At 46.5% G+C, this 24,966-nt stretch carries 28 protein-coding genes, 1 tRNA gene, 1 riboswitch and 1 other annotated feature; of the genes, 24 read left to right on the top strand and 5 right to left on the bottom strand.

Features of this window, described 5'->3' with window-relative positions:
• Positions 1 to 8: 8 nt before the first annotated feature.
• The 14 genes from SCACP_RS14715 to SCACP_RS14650 all read left to right on the top strand — a co-directional run bounded on the left by SCACP_RS14715 (position 9) and on the right by SCACP_RS14650 (position 13,886).
• Positions 9 to 635 carry a cobalamin B12-binding domain-containing protein gene (locus SCACP_RS14715; protein ID WP_425058241.1) on the top strand — a complete coding sequence of 209 codons (627 nt, stop codon included), beginning with the start codon at positions 9 to 11 and terminating at the stop codon, positions 633 to 635.
• Between the two features lie 67 nt (positions 636 to 702).
• A complete protein-coding gene (locus tag SCACP_RS14710; protein WP_425058240.1) occupies positions 703 to 1,503 on the top strand; it encodes a dihydropteroate synthase in 801 nt (266 codons plus the stop codon).
• 180 nt (positions 1,504 to 1,683) lie between these two features.
• A complete protein-coding gene (locus SCACP_RS14705; protein WP_425058239.1) occupies positions 1,684 to 2,430 on the top strand; it encodes a GntR family transcriptional regulator in 747 nt (248 codons plus the stop codon).
• Between the two features lies 1 nt (position 2,431).
• Positions 2,432 to 3,070 carry a cobalamin B12-binding domain-containing protein gene (locus tag SCACP_RS14700; RefSeq protein ID WP_425058238.1) on the top strand — a complete coding sequence of 213 codons (639 nt, stop codon included), beginning with the start codon at positions 2,432 to 2,434 and terminating at the stop codon, positions 3,068 to 3,070.
• Positions 3,034 to 4,896: an ASKHA domain-containing protein gene (locus SCACP_RS14695; RefSeq protein ID WP_425058237.1), complete on the top strand. Its 1,863-nt coding sequence runs from the start codon at positions 3,034 to 3,036 to the stop codon at positions 4,894 to 4,896. Before SCACP_RS14700 ends, SCACP_RS14695 begins: the two co-directional genes overlap by 37 nt.
• Positions 4,897 to 4,916: 20 nt before the next feature.
• Complete coding sequence (locus tag SCACP_RS14690) at positions 4,917 to 5,822, top strand: uroporphyrinogen decarboxylase family protein (RefSeq protein ID WP_425058236.1); 906 nt, start codon at positions 4,917 to 4,919, stop codon at positions 5,820 to 5,822.
• A gap of 143 nt (positions 5,823 to 5,965) precedes the next feature.
• Positions 5,966 to 6,263 (top strand) — a binding site (T-box leader).
• A gap of 41 nt (positions 6,264 to 6,304) precedes the next feature.
• Positions 6,305 to 6,415: a symporter small accessory protein gene (locus SCACP_RS14685; RefSeq protein WP_425058235.1), complete on the top strand. Its 111-nt coding sequence runs from the start codon at positions 6,305 to 6,307 to the stop codon at positions 6,413 to 6,415.
• Positions 6,416 to 6,446: 31 nt separating this feature from the next.
• Positions 6,447 to 8,024, top strand: coding sequence for a sodium:solute symporter family protein (locus SCACP_RS14680; protein ID WP_425058234.1), 1,578 nt, complete (start codon positions 6,447 to 6,449; stop codon positions 8,022 to 8,024).
• A 140-nt stretch (positions 8,025 to 8,164) separates the two neighbouring features.
• Positions 8,165 to 9,469: a phenylacetate--CoA ligase family protein gene (locus SCACP_RS14675; RefSeq protein WP_425058233.1), complete on the top strand. Its 1,305-nt coding sequence runs from the start codon at positions 8,165 to 8,167 to the stop codon at positions 9,467 to 9,469.
• Positions 9,470 to 9,589: 120 nt separating this feature from the next.
• Positions 9,590 to 9,767, top strand: a riboswitch (Lysine riboswitch).
• Positions 9,768 to 9,879: 112 nt separating this feature from the next.
• Complete coding sequence (locus SCACP_RS14670) at positions 9,880 to 11,139, top strand: diaminopimelate decarboxylase family protein (RefSeq protein WP_425058232.1); 1,260 nt, start codon at positions 9,880 to 9,882, stop codon at positions 11,137 to 11,139.
• 337 nt (positions 11,140 to 11,476) lie between these two features.
• Complete coding sequence (locus SCACP_RS14665; RefSeq protein WP_425058231.1) at positions 11,477 to 11,701, top strand: aspartyl-phosphate phosphatase Spo0E family protein; 225 nt, start codon at positions 11,477 to 11,479, stop codon at positions 11,699 to 11,701.
• A gap of 28 nt (positions 11,702 to 11,729) precedes the next feature.
• Entirely contained in the window at positions 11,730 to 11,942 is a 213-nt protein-coding gene (locus SCACP_RS14660) for a hypothetical protein (protein ID WP_425058230.1), read from the top strand.
• Positions 11,943 to 12,087: 145 nt separating this feature from the next.
• The gene (locus SCACP_RS14655) at positions 12,088 to 13,404 is read left to right on the top strand and encodes a hexokinase family protein (RefSeq protein WP_425058229.1); all 1,317 of its coding nucleotides are present in this window, start codon (positions 12,088 to 12,090) and stop codon (positions 13,402 to 13,404) included.
• A gap of 380 nt (positions 13,405 to 13,784) precedes the next feature.
• Positions 13,785 to 13,886 (top strand): hypothetical protein, encoded by a 102-nt coding sequence (locus SCACP_RS14650; protein ID WP_425058228.1) that lies wholly within the window; start codon positions 13,785 to 13,787, stop codon positions 13,884 to 13,886.
• Positions 13,887 to 13,942: 56 nt separating this feature from the next.
• Here SCACP_RS14650 and SCACP_RS14645 read toward each other — a convergent pair whose 3' ends face one another.
• The gene (locus SCACP_RS14645) at positions 13,943 to 15,181 is read right to left on the bottom strand and encodes an alginate lyase family protein (protein ID WP_425058227.1); all 1,239 of its coding nucleotides are present in this window, start codon (positions 15,179 to 15,181) and stop codon (positions 13,943 to 13,945) included.
• 537 nt (positions 15,182 to 15,718) lie between these two features.
• Between SCACP_RS14645 and SCACP_RS14640 the strand changes: the two genes are divergently transcribed.
• The 3 genes from SCACP_RS14640 (at position 15,719) to SCACP_RS14630 (ending at position 18,495) form a co-directional block, all read left to right on the top strand.
• Positions 15,719 to 17,002 (top strand): MFS transporter, encoded by a 1,284-nt coding sequence (locus SCACP_RS14640; RefSeq protein ID WP_425058226.1) that lies wholly within the window; start codon positions 15,719 to 15,721, stop codon positions 17,000 to 17,002.
• 46 nt (positions 17,003 to 17,048) lie between these two features.
• Positions 17,049 to 18,347, top strand: a complete 1,299-nt coding sequence (gene larA, locus SCACP_RS14635) for a nickel-dependent lactate racemase (protein WP_425058225.1) — start codon at positions 17,049 to 17,051, stop codon at positions 18,345 to 18,347.
• A 71-nt stretch (positions 18,348 to 18,418) separates the two neighbouring features.
• Positions 18,419 to 18,495 (top strand) — tRNA-Arg (locus SCACP_RS14630).
• Positions 18,496 to 18,605: 110 nt separating this feature from the next.
• Here the strand turns inward: SCACP_RS14630 and SCACP_RS14625 are convergent.
• From SCACP_RS14625 to SCACP_RS14615, 3 genes are all read right to left on the bottom strand, one after another.
• Complete coding sequence (locus tag SCACP_RS14625; RefSeq protein WP_425058224.1) at positions 18,606 to 18,998, bottom strand: tyrosine-type recombinase/integrase; 393 nt, start codon at positions 18,996 to 18,998, stop codon at positions 18,606 to 18,608.
• Between the two features lie 93 nt (positions 18,999 to 19,091).
• Positions 19,092 to 19,286: a hypothetical protein gene (locus SCACP_RS14620; RefSeq protein ID WP_425058223.1), complete on the bottom strand. Its 195-nt coding sequence runs from the start codon at positions 19,284 to 19,286 to the stop codon at positions 19,092 to 19,094.
• 28 nt (positions 19,287 to 19,314) lie between these two features.
• Entirely contained in the window at positions 19,315 to 19,530 is a 216-nt protein-coding gene (locus SCACP_RS14615) for a hypothetical protein (RefSeq protein ID WP_425058222.1), read from the bottom strand.
• A gap of 321 nt (positions 19,531 to 19,851) precedes the next feature.
• Between SCACP_RS14615 and SCACP_RS14610 the strand changes: the two genes are divergently transcribed.
• From SCACP_RS14610 to SCACP_RS14595, 4 genes are all read left to right on the top strand, one after another.
• The gene (locus SCACP_RS14610) at positions 19,852 to 20,079 is read left to right on the top strand and encodes a hypothetical protein (RefSeq protein WP_425058221.1); all 228 of its coding nucleotides are present in this window, start codon (positions 19,852 to 19,854) and stop codon (positions 20,077 to 20,079) included.
• Between the two features lie 208 nt (positions 20,080 to 20,287).
• Positions 20,288 to 20,884: a DUF4277 domain-containing protein gene (locus tag SCACP_RS14605; protein ID WP_425058220.1), complete on the top strand. Its 597-nt coding sequence runs from the start codon at positions 20,288 to 20,290 to the stop codon at positions 20,882 to 20,884.
• Entirely contained in the window at positions 20,826 to 21,494 is a 669-nt protein-coding gene (locus SCACP_RS14600) for a hypothetical protein (protein WP_425058219.1), read from the top strand. Before SCACP_RS14605 ends, SCACP_RS14600 begins: the two co-directional genes overlap by 59 nt.
• A gap of 168 nt (positions 21,495 to 21,662) precedes the next feature.
• The gene (locus SCACP_RS14595) at positions 21,663 to 22,022 is read left to right on the top strand and encodes a hypothetical protein (RefSeq protein WP_425058218.1); all 360 of its coding nucleotides are present in this window, start codon (positions 21,663 to 21,665) and stop codon (positions 22,020 to 22,022) included.
• Between the two features lie 592 nt (positions 22,023 to 22,614).
• Here SCACP_RS14595 and SCACP_RS14590 read toward each other — a convergent pair.
• Positions 22,615 to 22,767: an antibiotic biosynthesis monooxygenase family protein gene (locus tag SCACP_RS14590; protein ID WP_425061418.1), complete on the bottom strand. Its 153-nt coding sequence runs from the start codon at positions 22,765 to 22,767 to the stop codon at positions 22,615 to 22,617.
• 637 nt (positions 22,768 to 23,404) lie between these two features.
• Here SCACP_RS14590 and SCACP_RS14585 point away from each other — a divergent pair.
• The 3 genes from SCACP_RS14585 to SCACP_RS14575 all read left to right on the top strand — a co-directional run bounded on the left by SCACP_RS14585 (position 23,405) and on the right by SCACP_RS14575 (position 24,882).
• Positions 23,405 to 23,860 (top strand): HNH endonuclease, encoded by a 456-nt coding sequence (locus SCACP_RS14585; RefSeq protein ID WP_425058217.1) that lies wholly within the window; start codon positions 23,405 to 23,407, stop codon positions 23,858 to 23,860.
• Positions 23,861 to 24,400: 540 nt separating this feature from the next.
• Positions 24,401 to 24,649: an AAA family ATPase gene (locus SCACP_RS14580; protein WP_425058216.1), complete on the top strand. Its 249-nt coding sequence runs from the start codon at positions 24,401 to 24,403 to the stop codon at positions 24,647 to 24,649.
• A complete protein-coding gene (locus tag SCACP_RS14575) occupies positions 24,571 to 24,882 on the top strand; it encodes a hypothetical protein (protein ID WP_425061472.1) in 312 nt (103 codons plus the stop codon). Before SCACP_RS14580 ends, SCACP_RS14575 begins: the two co-directional genes overlap by 79 nt.
• Positions 24,883 to 24,966 lie beyond the last annotated feature (84 nt).

Below are 24,966 nucleotides of genomic sequence, written 5' to 3'. Positions count from 1 at the left end.
TTAATGACATGGGACAATTAGCAGAAGCATTACGTGATTTGGATGAAGGATTGGTAAATGAACTGGTGGACAAAGCCATCCAAAGCGGAACGCCGGCTTTAGAAGTAATCGGCGAAATGAATGCCGGTATGGTGGCTGTAGGGGATCTCTTTTCTCAAGGGCAATACTTTTTAAGTGAACTCATTTATTCCGGCGAAATACTTACTAATGTCATGACCAAACTAGAGCCGCTGCTTAAAGGCTCAGCCACGGTTGAATCAGCCGGCAAAGTTGTTATCGGGACTGTGAAAGGTGATATCCATGACATTGGCAAGAATATTGTTATCAGCCTGTTGCGGGGATCAGGTTTTGAAGTAGTCGACCTGGGCGTTGATGTTGCGACCGAAGAGTTTGCAAAAACAGTTAAAGAAACAGGGGCCAAGGCTTTGGGCCTTTGTGCATTGCTCAACTTTACGTATCCGGAAATGAAAACTGTGGTCGAGTCCCTGCAGGCAGCAGGAATCCGCGACAATGTACAGGTTATTATCGGTGGCGCGCCTTGCAATGAACAAGTCCGGGAATTTGCCGGTGCAGACTACTATGCGCCTGACGCTCTGGCCGCTGTAAACATTTGCAAAAAGATCTACCAGCAGTAGTCAGCCAGTAACCAGCCGGTACGCCCGGCTGGTTATTTCCAAACATTTGAATGGAGGACAATTGTCGATGATTATTATCGGAGAAAAAATAAATTCCACGAAAAAATCAATTGCGAAAGCTGTTATCGCCAGAGATGCCGCCCATATTCAAGAGGAAGCAATTAAACAACTGCAGGGCGGGGCTACTATGCTTGATGCCAATTGCGGTACATTAGACGCTGCCGATGAGCCGGAAGCAATGGAGTGGCTTGTTCAGACCATCCAGGCTGTCGTCGACCTGCCTTTATGTATTGATAGCCCTAACCCGGCGGCGTTGGCCCGCGGGCTGGCGGTACATAAAGGAAAACCGCTGATAAATTCAATCAGCGGCGAAACCGAAAGATTTAAGCATGTACTGCCGCTGGTCAAACAGTACCAAGCCTCGGTTGTCGCACTGTGTATGGACGACCGGGGAATTCCGGCCAACTACGAAACCTCGGCTGAAGTCGGAATAAAATTAGTCAATGATCTGCTTGAACAGGGTATTGCCGTAAATGACATCTACTTTGATCCATTGCTCCGTGCCATTGCGACAGACACTGCGGCAGCAATGGATTGTTTCAAACTGATGGAACTGATCTCTGCCAAATTTCCCGGCATTCATGTTACCTGCGGCTTAAGCAATGTGTCACATGGCTTGCCTGAACGAAAACATTTAAACCGGGCTTTTATGATTCTGGCTATGGAACATGGCATGGATGCTCCGATCATCGATCCCACCGATCCTGTGGCAATGGCGCTTGTATATGCTACCAATACTTTGTTGAACAGAGATAAGCGCTGCGTGCAGTATACACGGGCCTACCGTCAAGGAAAACTTACTCTATAACCTGGAAAAAAACTATTGCGACCCCGGGATTGCTCGGGGTCGCTCCTTTGAAGTTGTCGCTGGCCTAAAAATATATGATAACTGCTCTGAAGTATTACGAATTTTTTATGTTTTTGAAGGAAGGTTTCGCACAACGTAGAACTTCAATTACGAAGATATTGTAAGGTGGAGCAATAATTTATGAGTAAGATAAATAAAAATTCATTTATACCTCCCTTCTATCAGTTGGCGACTATATTGGAACAGAAAATATACTCGGGAGAATGGAAACCGGGTCAATCACTGCCGTCCGAGAACGAACTTGGCCGCGAGTATGAGTTGAGCCGCACCACTGTTCGCAAGTGCCTCAACATGCTTGCCGAGCGAGGGCTCATCAGCGCGCAGCAAGGCCGGGGAACATTTGTGTCGAGACCTTCTTTGGACAGGGCTACATTTGTTATGGATGAGTTTAAGGTCGAAATGGAGCAGCTCGGCAAAGAACCAGGATACCGGCTTGTCCATGTTCGATTTCTTAAAGAACTGCCCGAGTTTGCGATAAATCTGGGGATGACTGCTGACCAAGGTATATTATATTATTGCAGGTTGCTGACGGCCGACGGTGAGACAATGGCTGTTGAACACAAATATATGTGCTATAGTAAAGGCAAGCCGATTCTGGAAAATGAGTTCCAGTATAAAGCCTTTTCCGAGGTTATTGCGATAAATACTGATATTTTACCGGTACGAAGCCAGGCAATATTGACGGCAGAGGTTGCCGGTGAACGTGAGGCCAACCTGTTAAACATTTCCCTTGGTTCACCCGTTTTTAAACTGCAGCAAGTTCTTTATTCCAACGAAGGTAAACCGGTGGGAATCGGCTTGTTTTATTATCGTGGCGACCGGTATAATCTGGTTTCTGATATTCAACCGCTGAAGGGGGATAGATAAGGTGATATCACGTTTAGCAGACGCCATTAAAGAGCTCAATGAACCGTTGGCTATCGAATTGGTTAACAACGCACTGGCGGCTGGCGTTCCACCGCTGGATATTGTGGAGGAATGCCGCGCCGGGCTGGTTGAAGTGGGCGACCGTTATTCGCGAGGGGATTATTTTTTAGGTGATTTGATTCTATCATCCGAGATCTTTTCCCAGGTTATGAATATTTTAAATCCAATACTGCAACCTACCGAACGCCGCCCGGTGATCGGGAAAATCGTATGTGGCACAGTGGAAGGCGATATCCACGATATTGGCAAGAATTTAGCTATTTCGCTGGTGCGGTGCTACGGATTCGAAGTCTACGACCTTGGTGTTGATGTTTCTCCTGATAAATTTGTATTGGCTTTGACCGAGTCCGGCGCCCGGATATTGTGCCTTTGTACGTTGCTTTCGCCCGGTTTTGAAGCATTAAAGCGGACCATACAACTGGTGAGGCTGATTGACCGTGAATCTAAAATAAAAATCCTAATTGGCGGACTTGTGAACGAAAAAGTCAGAGAGTACACAGGCGCTGACGCCTGGATCGACGATGCGCGGCGGGGTGTGGATATATGTTTGGAGTGGAACAGGGCGCTGGCCCCAAGGTAGTCATTGATTTTGAACCTATCGGCAAGCGGTTGTATGCATCTCTGGGACAGACGGTCATGCAGGCGGCTCAAGGTTTAGAATTATTCGAACATGGTATCGGTGCTCCGTGCGGTGGAAAAGGGCTGTGTGCCCGTTGCCTGGTACGGCTTGTACACGGTAAACTGTCGCCGCTTACTCTTACCGAAGAAAGGGGGCTGACCAAGGAACAAATCGAACATGGCTATCGGCTTGCGTGCCAGGCAAAAGTTGCCGGACCGTGCAAACTGGAGATACCGGTAGCTTCGCTTGTTGGGCGACAACAGTTAAAAGTGGAAGGTTGTCAAGCGAATGTTGCTCCCGATTGGTGTTTGGAGAGGTATCTTGTTACCGGGATACGAACCCCGACGATTCACTACCCCCATTCCCTGTGGCAGCAAATTGAAAAATTTCTTAAGGAAGAATACAATCAGACTGACTTGCAGGTAAATATGAACTTATTACGCCGGACAGACCCTGCGCACTATGGAAATAAAGTATGTGTTGTTGTTTCCGGTAAGGAAATAGTTGCTGTGACTGCCCCGGGTAGTGACTATGAACCGCTAGGGGTGGCTGTTGATTTAGGGACGACGAAAATTGCGGCATTCCTAGTTAAGCTTGAGACTGGAGAGGTTATTGCATCAGAAGGAATTTTAAATCCCCAGATAGCCTATGGCGAAGATGTTATGAGCAGACTTGCCTATGCCATGGAAAGTGAGGAAAACGCCAATCACTTGGCGGCAGCTGCTGTTAACGGTATCAATCAACTCATTGATATGTTAATACTCCACCATAATTTTGGCATTGAGCAAGTACGTCAAGCTGTCATAGCAGCTAATACGGCAATGCACCATTTGCTGCTGGGCCTGCCGGTTAAACAGTTGGCTATGTCCCCTTACATACCTGTAACCACAGCACCAGTTGAGACAACAGGGGACACTATCGGCTTGCGGTTAGGCTGCCAGGCAAAAGTGTATATAGTGCCTCCTGCCGGCGGCTTTGTGGGAGGCGATCATGTCACCATGATTCAGGCAAGTGGAATAGACCGGCTCAACTCTGTGACTTTAGGTATTGATATTGGTACCAACACAGAAATCGTGTTAGCTGTAAATGGACGTATGACTTCCTGTTCTTGCGCGTCAGGCCCGGCGTTTGAAGGTGCTCACATTTATCACGGGATGCGGGCGGTAAATGGAGCCATAAGTTATGTAGAATTGCTGAACAATGGACAGGAGGTAGTCTGGCAAACAATTGGCGGTGAGAAACCGATAGGTTTTTGCGGATCAGGTATTATTGATGCAGTTGCCGGCCTGATCAGGTGCGGGATTATAGTAGCGAACGGTAGACTAAATCCGGACCATGTGAGGGTGAGAGCTGAGAGTGGTAAGCCAGCTGAGTTTGTAGTCGTGCCTAAACACGATAACGGGCTTGATGTTGATATTGTTATTACGCAAAAAGATATCGGTGAAATCCAGTTGGCGAAGGCGGCCATCGCCAGCGGCATTAGCTTACTCCTTAAAACCCAGGGCATTAACGAGGCTGATATTGACAAGGTAATTGTTGCCGGAGCTTTTGGATCCTTTTTGCGGCTGGAGAGCGCTATAGCCGTCGGGATGTTACCGAATTTGCCGCTTGAGCGGTTCGCGCAAGTGGGAAACGCCGCCGGAACAGGCGCTATTATGACCCTTTTGTCCAGTAAGGAACGTTGCCGGGCGGAGACCATTGCCAGAAAGGTTGAACATATAGAATTAGCAGTTCTGCCTGAGTTTAAACGGGAGTTTGCAAAGGCGTTAAAATTTTCTGTATTATGAATCTATTTGCGGGGGGCGCCATGGACCATAAAAGTAGGATTATGCATGCGATTCAGCGTTTGCCGGTTGACCGGATACCTTGTGCCGAACTGGTAATTAATGATGCCCTTGTACAGGAGTTTTGCGGAAAGGTAACTGTCGGGTTTGAACACCGGTTGTACTTTATTCAAACTATGGGACTGGATGCTATGTGCCTGCATCCTTGCGGCATGAACCCGGGCGGGGGGTCACCGACTTTGCCGGACAATTTGGTATTCAATGATTTAGAGGCCTGGACCCGGACCGGTCATTTCATTTTTGCGGTTTTGGACGGTCCCATTGGCTGGGGCACAAAAACTCTCGGTTATAACCAGATGTTGTCCAAATTAATGCGTAGTTCACCTGACATGACTGATCTGGTGTCTGCGGTTGATGTCTTAAATGCTGAGACGATACACCGGCTTGCGGCCAATGGTGTCAATGGAATAATTATTGCAGACGATATTGCCTTTACTAACGGGGTAATTGCCCGGCCCAACATTTTGCGGCAACTCCTGTTTCCTTCTTTTTCCCGAAGCGTTGAGCAAGCCAAGAAAGAAAATTTATTTACTTTCTTTCATTCTGACGGTAACTTGATGGCCGTACTGGATGATATTGTTGCTGCCGGATTTGATGGCCTGCAATGCCTGGAATCTATAGCCGGAATGGATATTGCTTTGATAAAAAAGCACTACGGACATAAATTGTGTCTTTGGGGTAACTTGGATCCTGGTGAATTGTGTTTGGTGCGCAGCCGCAATGAACTTATGGAAAAAGTGCACGGCATCATTAATGTGGCTGGTAATGATAGTGGACTGATATTTGGCACAAGTAGCGGGTTGTTTGAAGGAATGAGGCTTGAAAGTCTGAAATGTGTCTATGAATTTGTCCAACAGGGTCTTAATTAAGGAATTTGCTTAAGAATATAACATAATTTGGAATAACCGGATTGACAAAAGATGAATGTATTGTTATAGTATACCTAAAGTAGCAATTTTCTGAGATTGTTTGAAAATAATTAACATTGTTTACAAATTGATATGAAGCTATCCTAAATACTATGAAGAGGAAAAGTAGCATTCAATTGCAGCGCAGAGAACCGGGTGATGGTGGGAGCCTGGTCTGGGGTTGAATCGTGAAGTACTCCTCGGAGTTGCTAGCTGAAGATCTTGGATATTATTTGGCAGTTCAAGATTGGGTAGGCGTGGTCGGGACTTCCGCCGTTAGCTGGAAGGGGGTATCGGTTAAAAATTTTCTTGCCTGTACCCTGCGGAGAGGAGTTGTTGGGCATTTTTGCTTAACAGTTCTACAAGGGTGGTATCGCGGGAAGTAGAACTCCCGTCCCTTATTAAGGGGCGGGAGTTTGAGTTTTATTAGGAGGTGACTGCAAGTGTTAGGACTCACCGATCCATGGGTTGCGTTAGCCTACCTGCTTTGTCTTGGTTCTACTGTCTTTTGTATTGCCTATGCAGCCTGGAAAAGCAAAAAAATAAGTGAATAGAGGTATATAAACAGGTGAGGAGGAGATCTATTTGGATCATCAATTGCTCTATATACTGCTGGCGTTGTATCTGGGGGTAACGGTATTCCTTGGGTATCTTGGGTTTCGGCATACCAAATCGGCCAAGGATTATATGATTGCCGGGGGAAATGTGCATCCGGTATTAATGGCTCTGGCTTACGGGGCTACGTTTATATCAACATCAGCTATAGTGGGTTTTGGTGGTGTGGCCGGCGTCTACGGGATGAGTTTATTATGGCTTACAGCGTGTAATATTGTGGTGGGGATATTTGTTGCTTTTGTTTTTTATGGTATCAAGACCAGGCAGATTGCCCATGCGCTCCAGGTAAAGACTTTCCCGGAATTTTTAGGAGCCCGCTTTGATTCACCTTTTATTAGAAAGTTTTCCGCAGCCGTGATAAGCTTGACTATGCCCTTGTACGCCGCAGCCGTGATGATCGGCGGGGCGCGCTATATGGAAGAAGCCCTTAATATCAGTTATACTTCAGCAGTCACGGTGTTTGCATTAATTGTCTTTGTTTATGTATTTTTCGGGGGATTGCGCGGAGTTATTTATACTGATGCCATGCAGGCAATTATTATGTTTTCCGGGATGGTCATATTAGTTATCCTTACTTATTCTATGCTGGGCGGTGTTACCGCCGCTCATGCTAAGTTAGAGGCCATTAAACACCTTGTTCCCGCAAGTTTAGCAGCCAAAGGCCATCAAGGCTGGACAGCCATGCCGGCTTTCGGCTCAGAATTATGGTGGTTTGTTATTTCCACCTTGATTTTAGGTGTTGGCATCGGGGTGCTGGCTCAGCCACAGTTAGCCGTCCGGTTTATGACGGTAGGGAGTTCGAAAGATATTTACAAAGGGTTAAGTGTTGGCTCGCTGTTCATTCTGTGTATTCCGGGGGTAGCTTATACTGTAGGCGCATTGTCAAATGTGTATTTTTTTGAGCATACAGGTAATATCGCCTTGGCAGCAACTGCCGCCGGTGGCTCGGCTCCTAACGTTGATAAAATAATTCCGTTATTTATTACCCAGGCCATGCCTGAATGGCTAAAATATCTGTTCTTATTCACCTTATTTTCGGCAGGCATGTCAACCTTAAGCGGGCAATTTCATATCATTTCCACGTCAATTTCCTATGACTTAAATCCCAAAGGTGGCAGGAGTGATAAACGGACGCTGCTGCTAGCCCGTCTCGGAACGCTGTTTGGCTTTGTTATTACCACCTTACTGGCTTTTCAGCTACCGCTAGGAGTCATAGCCGTGGCTACGGCACTGTTTTTCGGCATGTGTACCTCAGCGTTTTTGCCAATGTACACGGCAGCCCTCTACTGGCCGAAAATTACTCCCCAGGGGGCAATTTGGAGTATGGTAACGGCATCTGTAGTTTACCTACTCGTAGTTCTGTTTGTACATGAACGGGAAGCTGCCATATTTGGGGTATGTTCCAAAATATTTGGTGTAAGCACTTTGGCTGTTGCCCCCTGGACGTATATCGACCCGCTTGTTATCACCCTGCCGGTAAGTTCCTTGGTACTTGTTGTGGCAAGCCTATTAACCCAGCCGGTGCAGCAGGCTGCCGTTGTGAAGTAATGAGCTTATTCAGCTTCCGCTAAACTTCGGACTTCGGGGGGGGATTGTACCCCCACCGAAGTCCGAAGCGGTAACGCCCCCTTGTAGAAGTGGGTGTCTTTGAAATTTGATAAATACAGTGAGAAAAGGATTGGATATGTATGATATGGGATAAAGAAGTCGAGTGCATGGGCCGGAGAGAAATGGCAGAGCTGCAGCTAACCAGGCTGCGACGGACAGTGCAGCGAGTGTATGAAAATGTTCCTTTTTACCGCCAGGCTCTGGATAAGGCCCGTGTTGGACTTAATCATATTTGTTCTTTGCGGGAGATTAGTCTGCTGCCGTTTACTACCAAAGATGATATACGCAATAATTATCCGTATGGATTATTTAGTTCGCCCCTAAAAAAAATTGTACGCTTACATGCTTCTTCGGGCACGACAGGAAAGCCTACAGTGGTCGGTTATACTAAAAGCGATATAGACTTATGGGCGGAAATGGTGGCGCGAATAGCGGTCGCCGCAGGGGCAAGGGAAGATGATGTTGCGCAGGTTGCCTTTGGCTATGGTCTGTTCACCGGCGCTTTTGGCTTGCATTATGGCCTGGAAAGGATCGGGGCCACAATCGTACCAGCCTCAACCGGCAATACCGAGCGGCAAATTATGCTTATGCAAGACTTCGGAACAACTATTCTCGTAGGCACGCCGTCTTATTCACTCTATCTTGCCGAAACTGCCCAAAGTATGGGGATTGAACCCAGTTCACTCAATGTGCGGCTGGGATTGTTCGGGGCAGAAGGGTGTTCGGAGGAAATGCGCCAAGTAATAGAGCGTATCTGGGGTATCAGTGCCACCGAAAACTATGGTATGAGCGAATTAATTGGGCCTGGCGTTTCCGGAGAATGCGAATGTAAAGAAGGTATGCACATTAACGAAGATCATTTTTATCCGGAAATTATCGACCCAGCTACCGGTATGCCGTTACCCTACGGAGAAGTTGGGGAATTAGTAATTACTACCATTACAAAAGAGGGATTTCCGCTATTGCGTTACCGTACTCGCGATATAACCAGCCTGAATCCCGAACCTTGCAAGTGTGGACGGACGTTGGTACGCATGAAAAAAGTGCAGGGCCGCACTGACGACATGCTTAAAATCCGTGGAGTAAATGTGTTTCCGTCGCAAATTGAAAGCGTTTTAGTAAGCATACGGGAAATTGGTCCTCATTACAATATCATTGTTCGCAAGAAAGGCTATCTGGATGAATTGGAAATTAAAGTTGAACTGGCGGATGAAAGCTTATTGGAGGATTTTCGTAAATTAGATGGTTTACAGAACATGATTCGCCATAAGCTTAGAGCAGTTTTGGCGCTAGATGCCGATGTACGGTTGGTACAGCCGAAAACTCTCGGACGCTCGGAAGGTAAGGCAAAGCGTATTATCGATCTAAGGGACAAGAAAGAATAGGTATGTGTATGGTCTTATTACCGGGATGAATAAAAAACCTGATAATGCCTTCGAAGATTTCACCTCAGGCATATTGACACTGCCTGGGGTGTACTGGTATGATAGACATAATCAAATAGTGTTTCCGATAGAGGTGCGGCAGACCAAGAGTAGGTAATTTGAGTTGGCAGCGATGAAAATACTGAAAGGGGTTGGCCGCCGAAGTAAAAGTTTTGGCCGGAAACTTTTGCTGGTCTTACATTTAAGAAGTGTAAGACTGTCACCTGTAGTGAGCTACAGGTGGAGCGCTATCTTGCACAGCTGATAAAGTCTTGCTTTGTCGTTAAGCAGTTTGCGGGATTGGGCGCAAACTGCTTTTTTGCATTTTAACTTACTTACTTATTTTTATTTATTGAAGGGTGGCGAACTAAGTGGCTGAGAAAAAAATACCGTTTACAAAAGAACAACTGACCGAGATTATTAAAAAGTACCCGACCCCATTTCATATTTATGACGAACAAGCTATCAGGCAAAATGTCCGCAGTCTCATTAAAGCTTTTGCCTGGGCCCCGGAATTTAAGGAGTATTTTGCTGTAAAGGCTACTCCTAACCCTTATATACTGAAAATCTTGCATGAAGAAGGGTTAGGGGCTGACTGCAGTTCACTGCCTGAATTGATTTTAGCAGAAAAGGCCGGCATGAGGGGCGAAGAGATTATTTTGACTTCAAACGATACGCCGGCAATTGAGTTTAAAAAGGCGATGGAACTTGGCGCGATTATTAATCTTGACGATATTAGTCACATTGATTATTTAGATAAACATGCCGGTATCCCGGAAATGATTTCGTTCCGCTATAACCCTGGCCCGCTGCGGGAAGGCGGCAATGCCATTATTGGAAATCCGGAAGAGTCGAAGTATGGTCTGACTCGCAAGCAACTGTTGGACGCTTACCGGATCATGAAGGCCAGAGGGGTAAAACGATTTGGCCTTCACACTATGGTCATTTCCAATGAACTTGACCCTAACTATTTTATTGAGACAGCCAACATGATGTTTGATCTCATTATCGAGATTCATCGTACTCTTGACATTAGGGTGGAGTTTGTTAACTTCGGTGGCGGGATCGGTATTCCATACCGGCCTGAGCAGGAGCCGGTCGACCTTAATGTTGTGAGCAAAGGCATTAAGGAGGCCTATGAAACTAAGATTGTCGCCAATGGCCTTGCACCTTTGAAAATAGCCATGGAGTGCGGCCGAATGATTACCGGTCCGTACGGTTATCTTGTGTCGACAGTGCTGCACAAAAAGGAAATCTATAAAAACTATGTCGGCCTGGATGCCTGCATGGCCAACCTTATGCGTCCGGCCCTGTATGGTGCTTACCATCATATTACAGTAATAGGTAAAGAAGATTGGCCGTTAGGCTATATCTATGATGTTACCGGATCGCTGTGCGAAAATAATGATAAATTTGCCGTTAACCGCAAATTACCTATGATTGATATCGGCGATGTGCTGGTTATTCACGATACCGGTGCGCACGGGCATGCGATGGGTTTTAACTATAACGGCAAACTGCGGTCAGCTGAACTCTTATTGAAATCAGACGGCAGCGTTGAGCTTATTCGCCGGGCCGAAACAATCGACGATTATTTTGCCACTTTGGATTTCTCCGGACTGGAAAAGTAGATAAGTTTATAAAAAATTCGCTTGGCTATTAGCGTTTAGTCAAGTGAATTTTTTTTATCCTGACAGAAAGTATAATTCTCTGCCAGGATAAGGGCAACATCGGCTTCCGCTTTCGCCAAAGGCTCGGCGCAAGCCGTGCTTTCTTTATAATATTCAGCAGATAATTAATCATCGTGGCGGGCAGATGGGCTTAGCGCACAGTAGATCAAGGTACGACATTTTTAGACTGTAAAAAAACTATTAAATTAACGTTTTTTCTCTTCCAAAAACAGGGAAACTGGTTTATAATGTTATTTGTTGTTGATATAAGGAATGTTTTTTGAGGAGTGTGCGCCTGTTGTCAGAAATAATCGAAACGCTTAATACAATTGAGTATTTGCGGGAACAAATGCATTTATTAGTTGCCGCCAATGGGTTGTCAGATCCTCGAGTTTTGGAAGCCAGTAAAATGTTGGACAATGAAATTACCAAGTACTACTATTTGAGAAGAAGGATGAATTGTTCTAATATTAAATATCATTGTTTGCGGCATACCGGTTCTTCCCTTAAGCATATAATATAGTCACAGCATAGCGGAAGAAGGGTTCAGTATGAGATGGGTAAATCTTATTGGTATTGCAGTGGTAGGGTTTATTGTTACTGATCAGTTTTATACTGCCCCTAATGCTCGAATGATGGCTGTAGCTGGTATTATTATGTTTATGGTATGGCCCGAATTCAAGCGGCTCTTGATGCGACAATATGTACGGCTGGTACGGGCTGTAAGGTTTCTTTTTACGCCAAGTAAATATTATGACAAATAGCCTCCGGTAGCTGGGGGTTTATTTAACATTATCAGAAAGTATAACCACTTTTTGATAATAAGTAAGAACGACTAAGGCTTCTGCCGGCGTCCTGAGGGACTTGGCACAAGCCGAGTCTTTTCTTATGCCGGAGGGGGATGAAGTTATGGACAAGTTGCACACAGCATTAACAATTATTGAGGAACAATTATCAATATCCGCCGGTTTGATGCATGATGTTGCCGCCAGGTTTCAGGCGGCCATGGCGGCCGGTCTGACAGGCCAGCCAAGTTCACTAAAAATGCTGCCGTCATTTGTTGGCAGCCCTACGGGACGGGAACAGGGGAAAGTAGTTGCTGTTGATTTTGGCGGCACCAATGTACGGGTATTACTGGTCGAACTTAACGGAGCTGGCCGGTTTAATATTGTTGACCGGCGTTCTTTTCCGCTTAAAGATAAATATGGCAGCTACGATTATACTTCATCTTCAGCTACCGGGCCTGAACTCTTTGATTTTATTGCAAGTAAAATTGCTGAAATTGTTTCGCCAGGCGATATTTACCCGTTAGGACATACTTTTTCTTTTCCTTGCCGACAGTACGGTGTAAATGAAGCAGTATTGATCAGTTGGACAAAAGAAATCAAAACCGCGGGGGTTGAAGGTCATAATGTCGGCCGGTTGCTTCAGGACGCGCTGGAGCGCAAAGGAATCGGTCATGTTAAGTCTCAGGCTGTCATTAATGACACTACCGGTACATTGCTGGCCGCTGCCTACATTGATGCTACTACCGATATTGCCGCAATTTGCGGCACTGGCCATAATAGCTGCTACCTTGAGCTATGCCATCCGCTGACAAGCCGGCCTATGGTCGTAAATATGGAATCAGGCAATTTTGATGGTGTGCCGCAAACCAAGTATGATGTACTCTTGGATCAATCCAGTGAAAAACCTGATGCCCAAAAATTGGAAAAAATGGCTTCCGGCCAGTATCTTGGCGAAGTTGTACGGCTGATTGTGAGGGAACTTGTCACCGAGGCGGATATGGCCAAGGATTCAGATAGGGTACATATTCCCTATTCTTTACTTACTGAAGATCTTTCGGTCATTATTGCCGATGACTCGCCGGAGCTTGCCGCAGTAGCAAAGATTGCAACCGACCGTTGGGGATTAACCGAGCTAAGTATTAGCGCGCTTACAGCGATTAAGACGGTAGCCATTCTTGTGGCTACGCGTTCAGCCCGTTTGGTTGCCGCTACTTGGGCAGGGACGTTAATGCATATTGATCCCGGCCTAGCCCGCAGGCATACCATTGCTGTTGACGGTTCGCTGTACGAAAAGATGCCTGGATATGCTGATAACTTGTCTAAAGCTATGGCTGAGATATTTGGCGATAGAGCATGTCAGGTAGTTATCAGACTTAGCAAGGATGGTTCAGGTGTTGGAGCTGCTATTGCGGCTGCAACAGTATATAATCTTAAATAGCAAGAAGATAGTTTTTGGAAGAATAAAAGACCTTCTGCTTTAAATTTGATTTAGAGCAGAAGGTCTTTTATTTCGTATAGGTGTGTAAAATGTTTACGGTTTCAGCTTTTTTTCAGAATTATGTTTTATACTTGGTTATGATCCCGTCCCAGGCAATAAATGCGAATAAGGGGAAGGAGATAATGGAATACAATATACTCCTGCCGGGGGGACGGTACAGGCCATAATTGAGTCCTCGGCAAAAAATCCCCATGAAATTAAGATAATTGTTAAGGATACCGGGGGGGGGTATTCCGATAGAGCATTATGAACTGATATTTACTCGATTTTACCGGGTTGACAAAGCCCGCTCATGAGAATCAGGCCGGGCAGGATTAGGATTGTCCATAGCCAAATGGATTGCAGAGGTCCATGGCGGGGCAATTAAAGTTGACAGCCAGATCGGGGTCGGATCAATTTTCACAGTGATATTGCCACAGTAAAGGCTTGTACTAGCATCTTCCAAGATACTAGGCACAAGCCTTATTCATTCTTATGTTTATTTAGTTTCAATTTTTACCGGGACTGTGTCGGCAATTGTTGTTATCGATGAAATTGGGTTTGGACCTGGATTTGGGCCTGGGGTTGGAACGGGAAGGGGAGTACCGTAAAAGAGTGCCCGATAACTTAACCGGTCAGTTTTGGTTTTGGTATAGACAGTGGATAAATGAGTAGCAAACCGGGGCTCTTTGTACCAAGTGTAAGCCAGTTCGTACAGGTCGGGAAAATTTGGCGGATTACTAACAGAACTATTGCTGAGCGGCGAGAAGGAACTTGAAAGCAGAGGAGGGTCCAGAGGCGCTAAAAACATGGCTTTTAACTTAGGGATAGCTGTCAAATCATAGCCGAATTGCGGGGCAACCTCGGCTACGGCCGCCAAAGCAGACAAAGCAAGGAAGTGAGTGTCAAGGGAGTCTTCAAACCAAAAACCGGTAGTGAGCACGCCTTTATCAAGCTGTTCTTTAAAACCCAACGGACCTTCAATAGCCGGTTTATACCAAGCAGGATTATTGACGGCAAAGCCTAAAAGGGCACTGCCGGCATTTCCCCAAGCCCGTTGGCTGTGAATTTTAGCCATTTGCTGCTCTTGGATTATGGTATAAAGCGGTGAGATGAGTTCTTTTTCAATAATTTCTCTTTCTTCATCTGTCAGGGCAGGATAAATCAGGTTATAGCCCCAGGCAATATTGGCTGCAAACTGGGCATCATCCAGTACCTGCCAAAACAGATGGCCATGCCCGTTTTGATCGTTGGGGTTTTTATACTCAGGCCAATTTTTGGCGTATTGCAGCATAATGTCGCGACCGGTATTTGCATATTTTTTTTCGCCGGTCAGGGCGTAAGTCAAGCCGAGGTCTTTGATTGTCCGGCTATTTTTCATATGTGCATAAAACCGTTGCGCCGCATCAATTTTTTCCCCGGTATATTGTTTGTTGTCCACCGGACAGCGGTGGATGCCCAGCTTTTCGTCATAAATTAGCGGTCCACCATGATCGGGGCAGACGTAATTTTGCGCTAAACCTCCATATTCTTTGGCAACTTTGACAGACTGGGCTACAGCCCGGTCAGCTTGCCGCGTTAACATGAGCAAGGCTTTTTTGGCTTCAATGTCTGTTTGGGCTTTAGCTTTAACGGCATTTATTTGTTCTGCCGCGATAAACGGGATATAGGCCTGAGTGGAAAGTGGCAGGGTAACAAATGTCAGGAAACATACGGCAAGAAAAATCAGTCGCAACATAGGCAACCTCCTCTAACGCTTGTAGTAATAATATCTATATTTCTTGTATTTCTCAAATTCAGGTAAAAAATCCTGCAATAACAGCCGGTATTTGACAGTGTTGGCAGATACAAGAATGTTGAAACATATAAAATTATTAAACACTTGTTCACTTAAAAAGGACATAAAAAAGGAAGGTAGGCAAAAACCCGTGTAAAAATACTTGTTGACATGCTGATTTTGTACAGATTATAATTAATCCAATGCAAAAAAGTGTATACATTGCACATATTCCTCATTTTCGTTTTCGGACAAAAAGCATAGTCTGCTGTGCTTTAATATACACATCAATATCCAAGGAGGTGTATATTTGGGACAAGGGTCAATTCCGTTTGCAAAGGCACATATTGCTTTTATATACCGACGGTCTCATGTTTCTCGCGGGGCCTGAATTCCGGAGGCCTTAACAGTTGGTGCTTATATTGCAAAAATATTAACACCAGGCAGGTAATTATTTATAAACAGCGAATGGTAATAAATGTGATGGAGTGATTTTGTATGCGTAATTTTCGTTGGTGGCTGGCAGTGCTGATGTTCCTGGTTACTTTTATCTCGTACATGGATCGCGTAAATTTGTCGGTGGCTACGCCTGATATTATGAAAGAGTTTGGTTTTAACAAAATAGACATTGGTTTTCTGCAAACCATGTTTTTTTTAGGGTATGCCTTAATGCAGATCCCTGGCGGCATCTTAAGCGAATACTTTGGCCATCGCCGGGTGGTTGCCGGTGCGGTAGCCTGGTGGTCGGCATTTACAACGCTTACTGCCGCTAGTTCGAGTTTCACTACCTTTGCCGTGGTGCGCGGCTTGTTCGGTTTGGGTGAAGGTCCCGTGTTTCCGGCTTTTAACAATTTTATCTACCGTTGGTTTAACAAATGTGAAAAAGCCACTGCCGCATCTTTCATGCTGGGCGGTGCTTTTGTCGGACCGGTATTTGGCCCCGGCATAACCGTAGCTCTTATGCTGGCCTTTGGCTGGCGGTCGGTATTTGTTATATTTGGCATAGCCGGCTTAGTACTGGCTATATTATGGTATTTATTTGCAAATGAGTCACCACGGACCAGCAAACTGGTTACGGCGGACGAGCTTGCCTACATTAACAGCGGGCGGTGTGAGGGCGAGGAAAAAAAAGAAATTGCTCCTTGGCGGGACTTCATGACATCTTCGCAGTTCTGGGCCATTGGTATTCAGTATTTTATTACCGATTATATTATGTATGTATTTTTAGCCTGGCTGCCGTTGTACCTTATGGAGGCGCAAAAGTTTTCACTGGCAAAAATGGGCATTGCGGCTTCCTTTCCCTGGGCGCTGCTGAGTATTTTGACTTTTGCCGCCGGTTATCTCAGTGATAAAATGATCGCTGCCGGAGTTTCAAAACATAACGCCCGCACCTGGTTTGGTGCCAGCGGCCTGGTTGTCTGCTGTGTGGCGTTGTATTTAGGCGCGATGGCAACAGAGCCTTGGATGAATGTTTTGTGGCTTACCATTTCGCTCGGGTCGCTTGGGTTTACCTTTAGCGCATCTTGGGCAGCCAGTATTGATATCGGCGGCAAGTTTGCCGGTTCGGTATCAGGCTGGATGAATTTCTGGGGCAATATCGGCGGGGTGCTCGCACCTATCTGTACGGCCTGGATTGCCACCAATTACGGCTGGCAGGCGGCAATTTTGACTACTGCTGTTTCAGCGGTCATCGGTGTTGTAGCATGGCTTATGGTCAAACCTGATATGCCTATCGAAAGGCGGCCAAACAGCGACATGGCAGGTGTTCCAATACTTAAATAGAAAAACTGGCATATTGCCAGTGGGTGCATTAAGGAGGCAATTTAAATTGGCGGAAAAAATTTATGAATTTGGATTTGGTGATGCGGTAATTAAACTCGCTCTTCCTGAAGAGAAGGTAATTTACGAAATTGAAGGCCGGTCAGTGCCGGCTATCACCGATATCAATGAGGCAGTAAAAGCGGCTCTTCGAAATCCGATTGATTCACCGCCGCTTACCGAAGTTGTTAAGCCGGGAGATAAGGTGGTAATTGTTGTTAGCGATATTACCAGGGCCTGGGGTAAGTTTGACCAGTTTCTTCCGACCTTGCTAGACGAAATTAATGCTGCCGGGGTGCCCGACTCCGATATTGATATTGTTATTTCGTTAGGCAGCCATCGGCCGCATACTCAGCATGAAGATAAGGTTGTTTGCGGCGAGTCGGTATGCCATCGAGTCAAAATTCACCAGCATGATGCCAATGATCCGGAAAAGCTCGTCTACACCGGAACTACCAGCCGTGGTGTAAAATGCTATTTAAATAAGACAGTAGCTCAAGCTGACAAAGTTATTCTAACAGGCGGTATTGTCTATCATCTAATGGTAGGTTTTGGCGGCGGACGTAAATCGATAATACCGGGAGTAAGCGGTTATACAACCATTCAGGATAACCACTGCTTTACCTTGCACCCGGAGGTAGGCAAAGGTCTTAATCCGGAATGTGCGTCAGGCAAGCTTGTAGGCAATCCCGCGCATGAGGATATGCTTGAAGCCACCGCCTTTGCCAAACCGGCGTTTCTTTTAAATGCCGTATTTACACCAGAAGGTAAGTTTGCAAAGTTTTTTGCCGGGCACTGGCTCAAAGCGTGGGAAATTGGCACTAAGGCTGTTGAAGAGATCTATGGTATCCCTATTGATGCCCAGGCTGATCTGGTTATTGCATCAGCCGGAGGCTTTCCGAAAGATATTAACCTTTATCAGGGATCAAAGTCAATTGACAATGCCTATATGGCGGTTAAGACCGGCGGGGTAGTCATCTGCTTCCTGGAATGCCGGGATATTTATGAACCGCCGGAATTTAGCGACTGGTTCAAATATGAGAATATGCTTGAACTTGAGTTGGCGCTGCGCAAGGCGTTTACCGTTCCTGGTTTTATTGCGCTTAAGCTCTCTGATATTGCCCGGAAAGTATCGTTAATCATTGTAACCAAACCCGAAAATGCCGAGTTTATTAAAAATGCCGGCATGATTCCAGCGACCACCGCTGAAGAAGCTATGGCAATTGCCAAAGAAAAGTTGGGGCGTGAGGATTATACTATCACTGTTATGGGCCATGCCGCCAATACTGTGCCGCTATTAAAAGTGTAAAAAAATATTGCATTATGTGTTGACATTATTTGATTTGCATAATATAATAGTCAAGTAATCAGTCAACACACGACTCCGTAGCTCAGCTGGATAGAGCGTTTGACTACGAATCAAAAGGTCGGGGGTTCGAATCCCTCCGGGGTCGCCATGAGTTTATCAAGGGTTTTACGAGGTTTTCGTAAAGCCTTTTTTGTCATTTTCATAGCAATTTGACAACAACCGTGACAACAACGCGGTCGAATTGCTTTGTGTAAATTTTCATTGAAGTGGTGTTTCATGATCGGTTGGGGCAGCCGGAAAGGATGTATTAAGCCATGTGGCGATTTTTTCCTGGCCGCCGGATATCCTGTGGGTGTAGACAGTGAGAAGCATTTGCGTGGTACTGTGGCCTAGCCGGTACTGGGCGTCCTTGATGCTGACGCCGTTTTCCGAGAGCCGGCTGGCATGGTCATGCCGGAGTTTGTGAAAGGTAATGTTAATGCCCGCTGCTTTGGCAATACGTTTGAATTTTTTGGACCAACTGCGCGGGTCCTGCATTTGTCCGAATGGATTGGGGAATACCAGGTCGTTATCTTCCCATGGCAGGCCGCTGGCCTGACGGGCAGCAGTTTGGCGTTCCTGGTGCTGTTTGATCGCCATTTTTCCACCCATTGGCCGACGGTGATTTTGTCGGCGTCGATATAGACCGGCCCTTTGCTCTGTTCAAGTAGGGCGTCTTTTTTTTGTTGTACTTCTCCTTTGGTTTTACCGTAGCAATATTTGCGGATGAGTTTGCCGGTCGCGGCCGATGATGACAGCCGTCATCCAGAGGCCGTCTTTGCGTTTGCAAATGGTTCCTTCGCCATTGGCCCGTTTAGCCATGAGCACACACCACCTTTGTTTATTGTCGGTGGCAAGGGCAGCTGCACACTGTTGTTGTATAACCCGTTGCCACCGCATGCGGTTTGCAACGAATTACAGGTGCAGCCTAGCTGTGAGAGGCAGTCAGGCCGAAAGTGGCAGGGAGTTCTTTGCTTTTAGCGAGCAGTTCCATTTTCTTCTGCAGTGCTTCCTGTTTGGTTTTGCCATAGCGATAGCGGCGGATGGATTTCCCTGTCACGGGGTCGCGGCTGCAGACGGCAGCCACCCAGCGGCCGTCCTGACGTCGGTAAATGCTGCCTTTGCCATAGGTGCCTTTTTCCATATGCACACACCTCCTTTGCTGGCTGATTTCCCCGGGTAATATTGCCGCAGGGCTTGTCCCTGTTATGGCGGGGTCCCGGAGGCACGCAGGCGGTTTGCCTCATGCGCCATGTTCACACACCATCTTTGTTGTCCTATGTAACTATCCAATCGGCGGCCGCCACTCGGCCGCCTTTGCTATTTCCGGCGTTTGCCGCCGGGATACAACATATTGCGAATCCACCGGTCAACCAGGGACAACTTTGTCTTTATCTTCCGCTTTTAAGGCCGCCACGATTTTTTCAATGACGGCCCGGTCCGGCCCCGCTCCCAGCCGGCGACTGTGGCTGCCAGTACGCTGTTAGGTTTTTTAGGCTACAGCTATACGACGCTGTCGCGGGCCAGGAACGAACTGGTGGCGGCCGAGCTGCTGGTTCATACGCCCCGCCCCGGCCGGCTGGCGCCGTATTATGAACTGCAGCCAATACACAACAAAATTGTGGATAAATCTGTTGATAACCCTGTGGATAAGCCGCGCCTGGCCTTGGTAAAGCCCATTTGCCAATCATAATGAATGGCAAGTGGAATGGCAAAACCGGATTTGTCAATCATTATGATTGGCAACCTGAATACATTATTTAAACGTAAACTTTATTTATAAATTCCTTTTTCGCATCCAGCTGATCAAGTTAATAGAAAATAATAATTATTACCCAAGAAAATGGTTCCTGCGATTTTTATCGAATACTTCCGTAGATGAAATTTGGGAGGTATTTGACATGCTGTTACCGGAAGCTGCGACCAATCAGTCACAAGAACTACGGACTCCTGTAGCCATGGCCATGGCGTTACGGTATGCAAAAAAACTTGATTTTGTGGAAACCATCAACCGTAGTGCGGCTTGGGATGAAAAACAGTGTAACCTAAGTCCTGGTCAATTAGCTCTAAGTGTTGTGTTCAGTACCTTTGCGGATGTTCGCTCTCCGTTGTATCATATCAAAAATAATTTTGCCCATATGGATACAGCCTTTTTGTTTGGCCCAGGCGTTACCGGCGACGATTTCACCGATGATGCTCCGGCTCGCACATTGGATAAAATATATGCGGCTGGAAGCAGTCGTTTGTTTAGTAAAATTGCGCTGAATGGGTATAGCGCCTTTGATATTCCTTTTCATAAGCTCCATTCGGATACTTCATCCCTTGCGTTATATGGAGAGTATAGCGAATGTGACTCACCTGCTTACGATGGCGTTGACATCACCGAAGGATTCAGTAAAGATCATCGACCGGATCTCAAGCAGGTCATGGCTTCCCAATTTGCTGCTTTTTATACAACCGGAGAAACAGCTCTTTTTACTTTCTCGCTGTCCCGATAATTTTTATAAAAAACTAGCCGAAAAAGTTAAGAAACAGGCGTATGTCCAGAATGCTTGGCTGCCTATTGGCAAGGTAAAAGACGATGCCTTACACGCGTGTTATGAGGGGCAGGAATTTCAAGAAACGATCCAGATCGTGGATGCTGAAAAAAATACGCATGCACTTACGGTTCGCTTATTTGTGTACCGTAGCAATGAGAATACACTGCGTATAGAAAAACGCTTAAAGAAAGAGGAAGAGCGGTTGCAGGCTGATAAAGCGGTTTTAGAGAAGAAAGTGTTTGCGTGTGCAGAAGATGCAGAAAGCGCGGCGCGGGAATTTGCCGGCGCAAAACACCGTAACTTGATCGATATTGAAACCACGGTATGCTCAAAAACGACGGAAACTCTGGGGCGAGGACGGATTGGTAAAAATCCGAGACCTGCAAAAACGAAAACGCTATGGTACGTCCATGTTCGCATTATAGGCCCGAATGAAAAGCGAGTTCGTCAAGCCCAAGATAACGCCGAAAGTTTTGTTTTGATTACGACTGCCCCGAAAAGCAATTCGTCCCAAAAGGTTACGAGAAAGGGGCATAAACTTGTGCCGGCCAAACAGAGTGCGCCGTGAGCAGGCCTGTGCTGTAATTGGTTTAGGCTTGTTGTAAAATCGTGGGCCCGCTCCGCAACGGGCGCGGGCGGCGCTGCAGCCGCTGACGCGTCTTCCGCCTGCCGTCCTCGGGCTGCTCCGCTCAGTGCCAACAAGACGGATACCACTCTATGGCCGGCCGTCCGCTCCTTGCGGCGTTCCGCTGCCGCTGCACTATCCCCATCCGCTCCCGTCCGGCCACCGTTGGCGCTTAGAGCCGTATCCTGCCGGGCGGCTATTCGTCAACTTGGCAGGGGAACAGGCCCGAAGGCTCCTTATCACTCGCCTACCGGCCTGCCAGGGGTGACGGGGAACCTCGGCTGGCCCCGTACGCTGCGCGGGGCGCCGGCAGGACACTCCGGCAAGTCCGTCCGAAACACCACCAGCCGACCCAGCCGGGCATCCTGCCGGCCGCCGGGAACGAAAAGCAAAGTACGAAGCCGCCGGGGCAGTGGAGAACCGAACCGCTCCACCGGGCCACCTGCCGCCACTCGCCTGGCCGGGCAATAAAAGCCGTTCGTTCCCTGCCGTGGCCGCGCCCGTCGCACCGGCCACGGCGGCCAAACCCGTGCCGCCGCGCCCCGTGCGACGGGCCTGCCGGCAGCAAGGGAGCCGCGAACTGCGCGGCGGGGAAATAAAAAGGCCGCCTCATTCAGTGAAGGCGGCACAGTTTTACAACCAAGACAAAAATAAGAATTTCCTTTTTTACCTCTGGGAAAATATGCTATACTAAGTGTACAGGCTGCTCGGGGGACGGTTAGCCCCTTCCTTTTTAGGAAGGGGGTGGTAAGATGACTATTTACGAAGCATTGACATTTGCTGTCGCATTTGCCACGCTCATGGTATTGGTCACGACCAGAAAGAAATAACCGCCCCTGCTCAAAGACGGCGGTTATTTCTTAAATAACACGAATTTGGGCTAACCGTTTTCCGGTTAGACAGCCTGTGGGGCTGGCGTGTTAGCGCACGTCAGTCCTTTTCTTATATTATACCCATTGGAATAAAAATATGCAACCGGTCAGGAGAAATCATTACCCGCAATAAAATAAACGGGGTAGTCGGTTAGCTCCACTTTTCAGAAAGTGGGGGCATTCACTCAACACTATGGCTTAAAGAGACCATGCCTTTCAACTTTGCACACTCTAGTGGCAAAAGTTTTGTACCATAAATCCGCTAATTTTTGAGCCTCCCTGTGGTGAGGGTGATTTTTCCAATTTTCAATAGCCTCAAGCGAATCCCAATAGGATACAGTTATCCCTACTCCATCGCGTCCCGTGCGAACGGGCCTGCCGGCAGCAAGGGAGCCGCGAACTGCGCGGCAGGAAAAATAAAAAGACCGCCTTCATTGGGAAGGCGGCATGGTAGTGACACAAAGCCACGAACAAGAATTTTCTTTTTTACTTCTGGGAAAATATGCTATACTAAACATACAGGCTGTCTAGGAGCAGCGGTTAGCCACACCCTTTGTAGAAAGGGGGTGGTGGATGTGTCGGCATTCGAAGCAATGTATCTCATGATTGCATTCGCAACGCTTGTTGTGCTCATCATAAAGCAGAAATAACCGCCTCCTGCTCAAGGTCTGCGGTTATTTCTAAATAACTCCAACTTGGGCTAACCGTTTTCCGGTTAGACAACCTGTGGGCTGGCGTGTTAGCGCACGTCAGTCCTTTTCTTATATTATACCCATTAGAATAAAAATATGCAACCAGTCAGGAAAAATCGTTACCAGTATCAAATGGAAAATTAAGTCGCATAGACTAGCTAGCTGCTGACTCCTGTCAAATTATGATTGATATGACAGGAGTTTTTGTTTTTATGATAAGATATTAAAGAGAGAAATTGTAATAAAAGATAGATGCAGAGGTGTTAATGAGGCTGCAGCTAATTCTAATATGGATGTCGAAATAATTCGTTTCTATGCTCAATGCCTCGATCGTCCTGCATTTCAAGATCCTTTTCAACAGGAAGGTTCTATGGAGGATTTTGATAAAGCAATAGAAGATACAATAACAGCTTTTAATACTGGCGTGATGCGATCAAGAGATGGGGCTATTCTTCGAAGGTCAAAGGGAAAATCGTATCTTACTAATCAGCAATGGAGAAATAGGATGAATGTTATTGTTGATCTGCTTCGTGCCATACGCGAGAGATATGCCCTTGCTTTAGATAAAGGTGAGATTCATCTTGGAACAGAACATAGGGGGCGAAAGTTTTATTGTATTTATGATAGAGTACTTGCAGAATGGTTTGACTCAACGCGGTATGAGATTCTAAAAATTTTCTCAGAAATATCTAATGAAATAGGGATTCCAAGGTTTTCGTTTCCAAGACCAAGAAGGCATTGGTAAGGAAAGTCACGTAGCCGTGATACCGAGAAAATACATTTCTACATCCTTATGAATGGAGAAAGCCCCGAGATTAGGGAGAACTTAGCATATATTCATGAGGCCAAATTCAATAATTCTATATGTAACAGTCAGTCCGTGAGTCCGTGCCACCTATGTGTGATACGGACTAGTTTTTTTGTCGAACAAAACTGTCTAATAGGGAAATAAAGCTTCTCCACATACTGGTCGCAATAGACGGCTTACCATGAGCAGCCACAAAAACCATGTGGCCGCACATCGTAAGCCTGTTTTGTTTGCAACAGTCTGCCTGGCAGGGGAGCGCACCGCCCACGGCGGCCAAATCCGCGCCGCCGCGCCCCGTGCGACGGGCCTGCCGGCAGCAAGGGAGCCGCGGACTGCGCGGCGAATATTGTTATTGAAAGATAAAAAAGGCAGGATATACTCCCGTAAATCAAGAAAATACTCATAATTTACAGAATGGTTGAATTGTGATTTTCTGGAAGTAGAATAGAGTGGCGGAAAAGCTAGGGGTGTGTGTAAATGCAAATTACGAAACTCAAGGTGTCTAATTTTCGGTCCTTTGGAATGGAAGAAGCCGTTATTTCTTTGAAAGATATGTCTATCCTTATTGGCAGCAATAGCACAGGAAAGACTACAGCCATGCAGGCATTAATAAAACTTTTGGTGTATATGCAAAGGACCGCGAACTCGTGCGTGCTGACTTTCATGTTCCGCCTGGAGTCAATCCAGAAGAGCTTATTGAGACTGAACTTTATATTGAAGCGGTAATAGGATTTGCTGAATTGCAAAATACAGGTGGCACAGGAACGGGATGTATTCCTCAATTGTTTCATCAAATGGTTGTTAACGGACAAGGACAAGCACCGTATGTTAGGATTAGGCTTTCAGCAACCTGGCAGCGAGGAAACACGCCTGAAGGCGATATTGATTCCAGGCTTGAGTTTATTACTGTTGCTGAAAGCGAGCCCATTCTTGTGGGTGTAGCGCTTATTATAAAGTAGTTGTGAGCGGCCGAGTTTTGCGAAAAATTGCAATGAATGTCTTTTCAGTGACTGTTGGAAAGGTTACAATAATATTAATTATGG

Source organism: Sporomusaceae bacterium ACPt (genome assembly GCA_041428575.1).
GTDB lineage: Bacteria > Bacillota > Negativicutes > Sporomusales > Sporomusaceae > Sporomusa_D > Sporomusa_D carbonis.
The sequence above is the reverse complement of the archived record's forward strand: the minus strand, read 5'-3'. Positions and strand labels throughout refer to the sequence as shown.

Bases quoted from the DNA above. Each gene is read 5' to 3' on its own strand.
- SCACP_RS14715 (WP_425058241.1), top strand. From the start codon at position 9: ATGGGACAATTAGCAGAAGCATTACGTGATTTGGATGAAGGATTGGTA.
- SCACP_RS14710 (WP_425058240.1), top strand. From the start codon at position 703: ATGATTATTATCGGAGAAAAAATAAATTCCACGAAAAAATCAATTGCG.
- SCACP_RS14705 (WP_425058239.1), top strand. From the start codon at position 1,684: ATGAGTAAGATAAATAAAAATTCATTTATACCTCCCTTCTATCAGTTG.
- SCACP_RS14695 (WP_425058237.1), top strand. From the start codon at position 3,034: ATGTTTGGAGTGGAACAGGGCGCTGGCCCCAAGGTAGTCATTGATTTT.
- SCACP_RS14690 (WP_425058236.1), top strand. From the start codon at position 4,917: ATGGACCATAAAAGTAGGATTATGCATGCGATTCAGCGTTTGCCGGTT.
- SCACP_RS14675 (WP_425058233.1), top strand. From the start codon at position 8,165: ATGATATGGGATAAAGAAGTCGAGTGCATGGGCCGGAGAGAAATGGCA.
- SCACP_RS14660 (WP_425058230.1), top strand. From the start codon at position 11,730: ATGAGATGGGTAAATCTTATTGGTATTGCAGTGGTAGGGTTTATTGTT.
- SCACP_RS14655 (WP_425058229.1), top strand. From the start codon at position 12,088: ATGGACAAGTTGCACACAGCATTAACAATTATTGAGGAACAATTATCA.
- SCACP_RS14645 (WP_425058227.1), bottom strand. From the start codon at position 15,181: ATGTTGCGACTGATTTTTCTTGCCGTATGTTTCCTGACATTTGTTACC.
- SCACP_RS14640 (WP_425058226.1), top strand. From the start codon at position 15,719: ATGCGTAATTTTCGTTGGTGGCTGGCAGTGCTGATGTTCCTGGTTACT.
- SCACP_RS14625 (WP_425058224.1), bottom strand. From the start codon at position 18,998: ATGGGTGGAAAAATGGCGATCAAACAGCACCAGGAACGCCAAACTGCT.
- SCACP_RS14620 (WP_425058223.1), bottom strand. From the start codon at position 19,286: ATGCGGTGGCAACGGGTTATACAACAACAGTGTGCAGCTGCCCTTGCC.
- SCACP_RS14615 (WP_425058222.1), bottom strand. From the start codon at position 19,530: ATGGAAAAAGGCACCTATGGCAAAGGCAGCATTTACCGACGTCAGGAC.
- SCACP_RS14605 (WP_425058220.1), top strand. From the start codon at position 20,288: ATGCTGTTACCGGAAGCTGCGACCAATCAGTCACAAGAACTACGGACT.
- SCACP_RS14585 (WP_425058217.1), top strand. From the start codon at position 23,405: ATGGATGTCGAAATAATTCGTTTCTATGCTCAATGCCTCGATCGTCCT.
- SCACP_RS14580 (WP_425058216.1), top strand. From the start codon at position 24,401: ATGCAAATTACGAAACTCAAGGTGTCTAATTTTCGGTCCTTTGGAATG.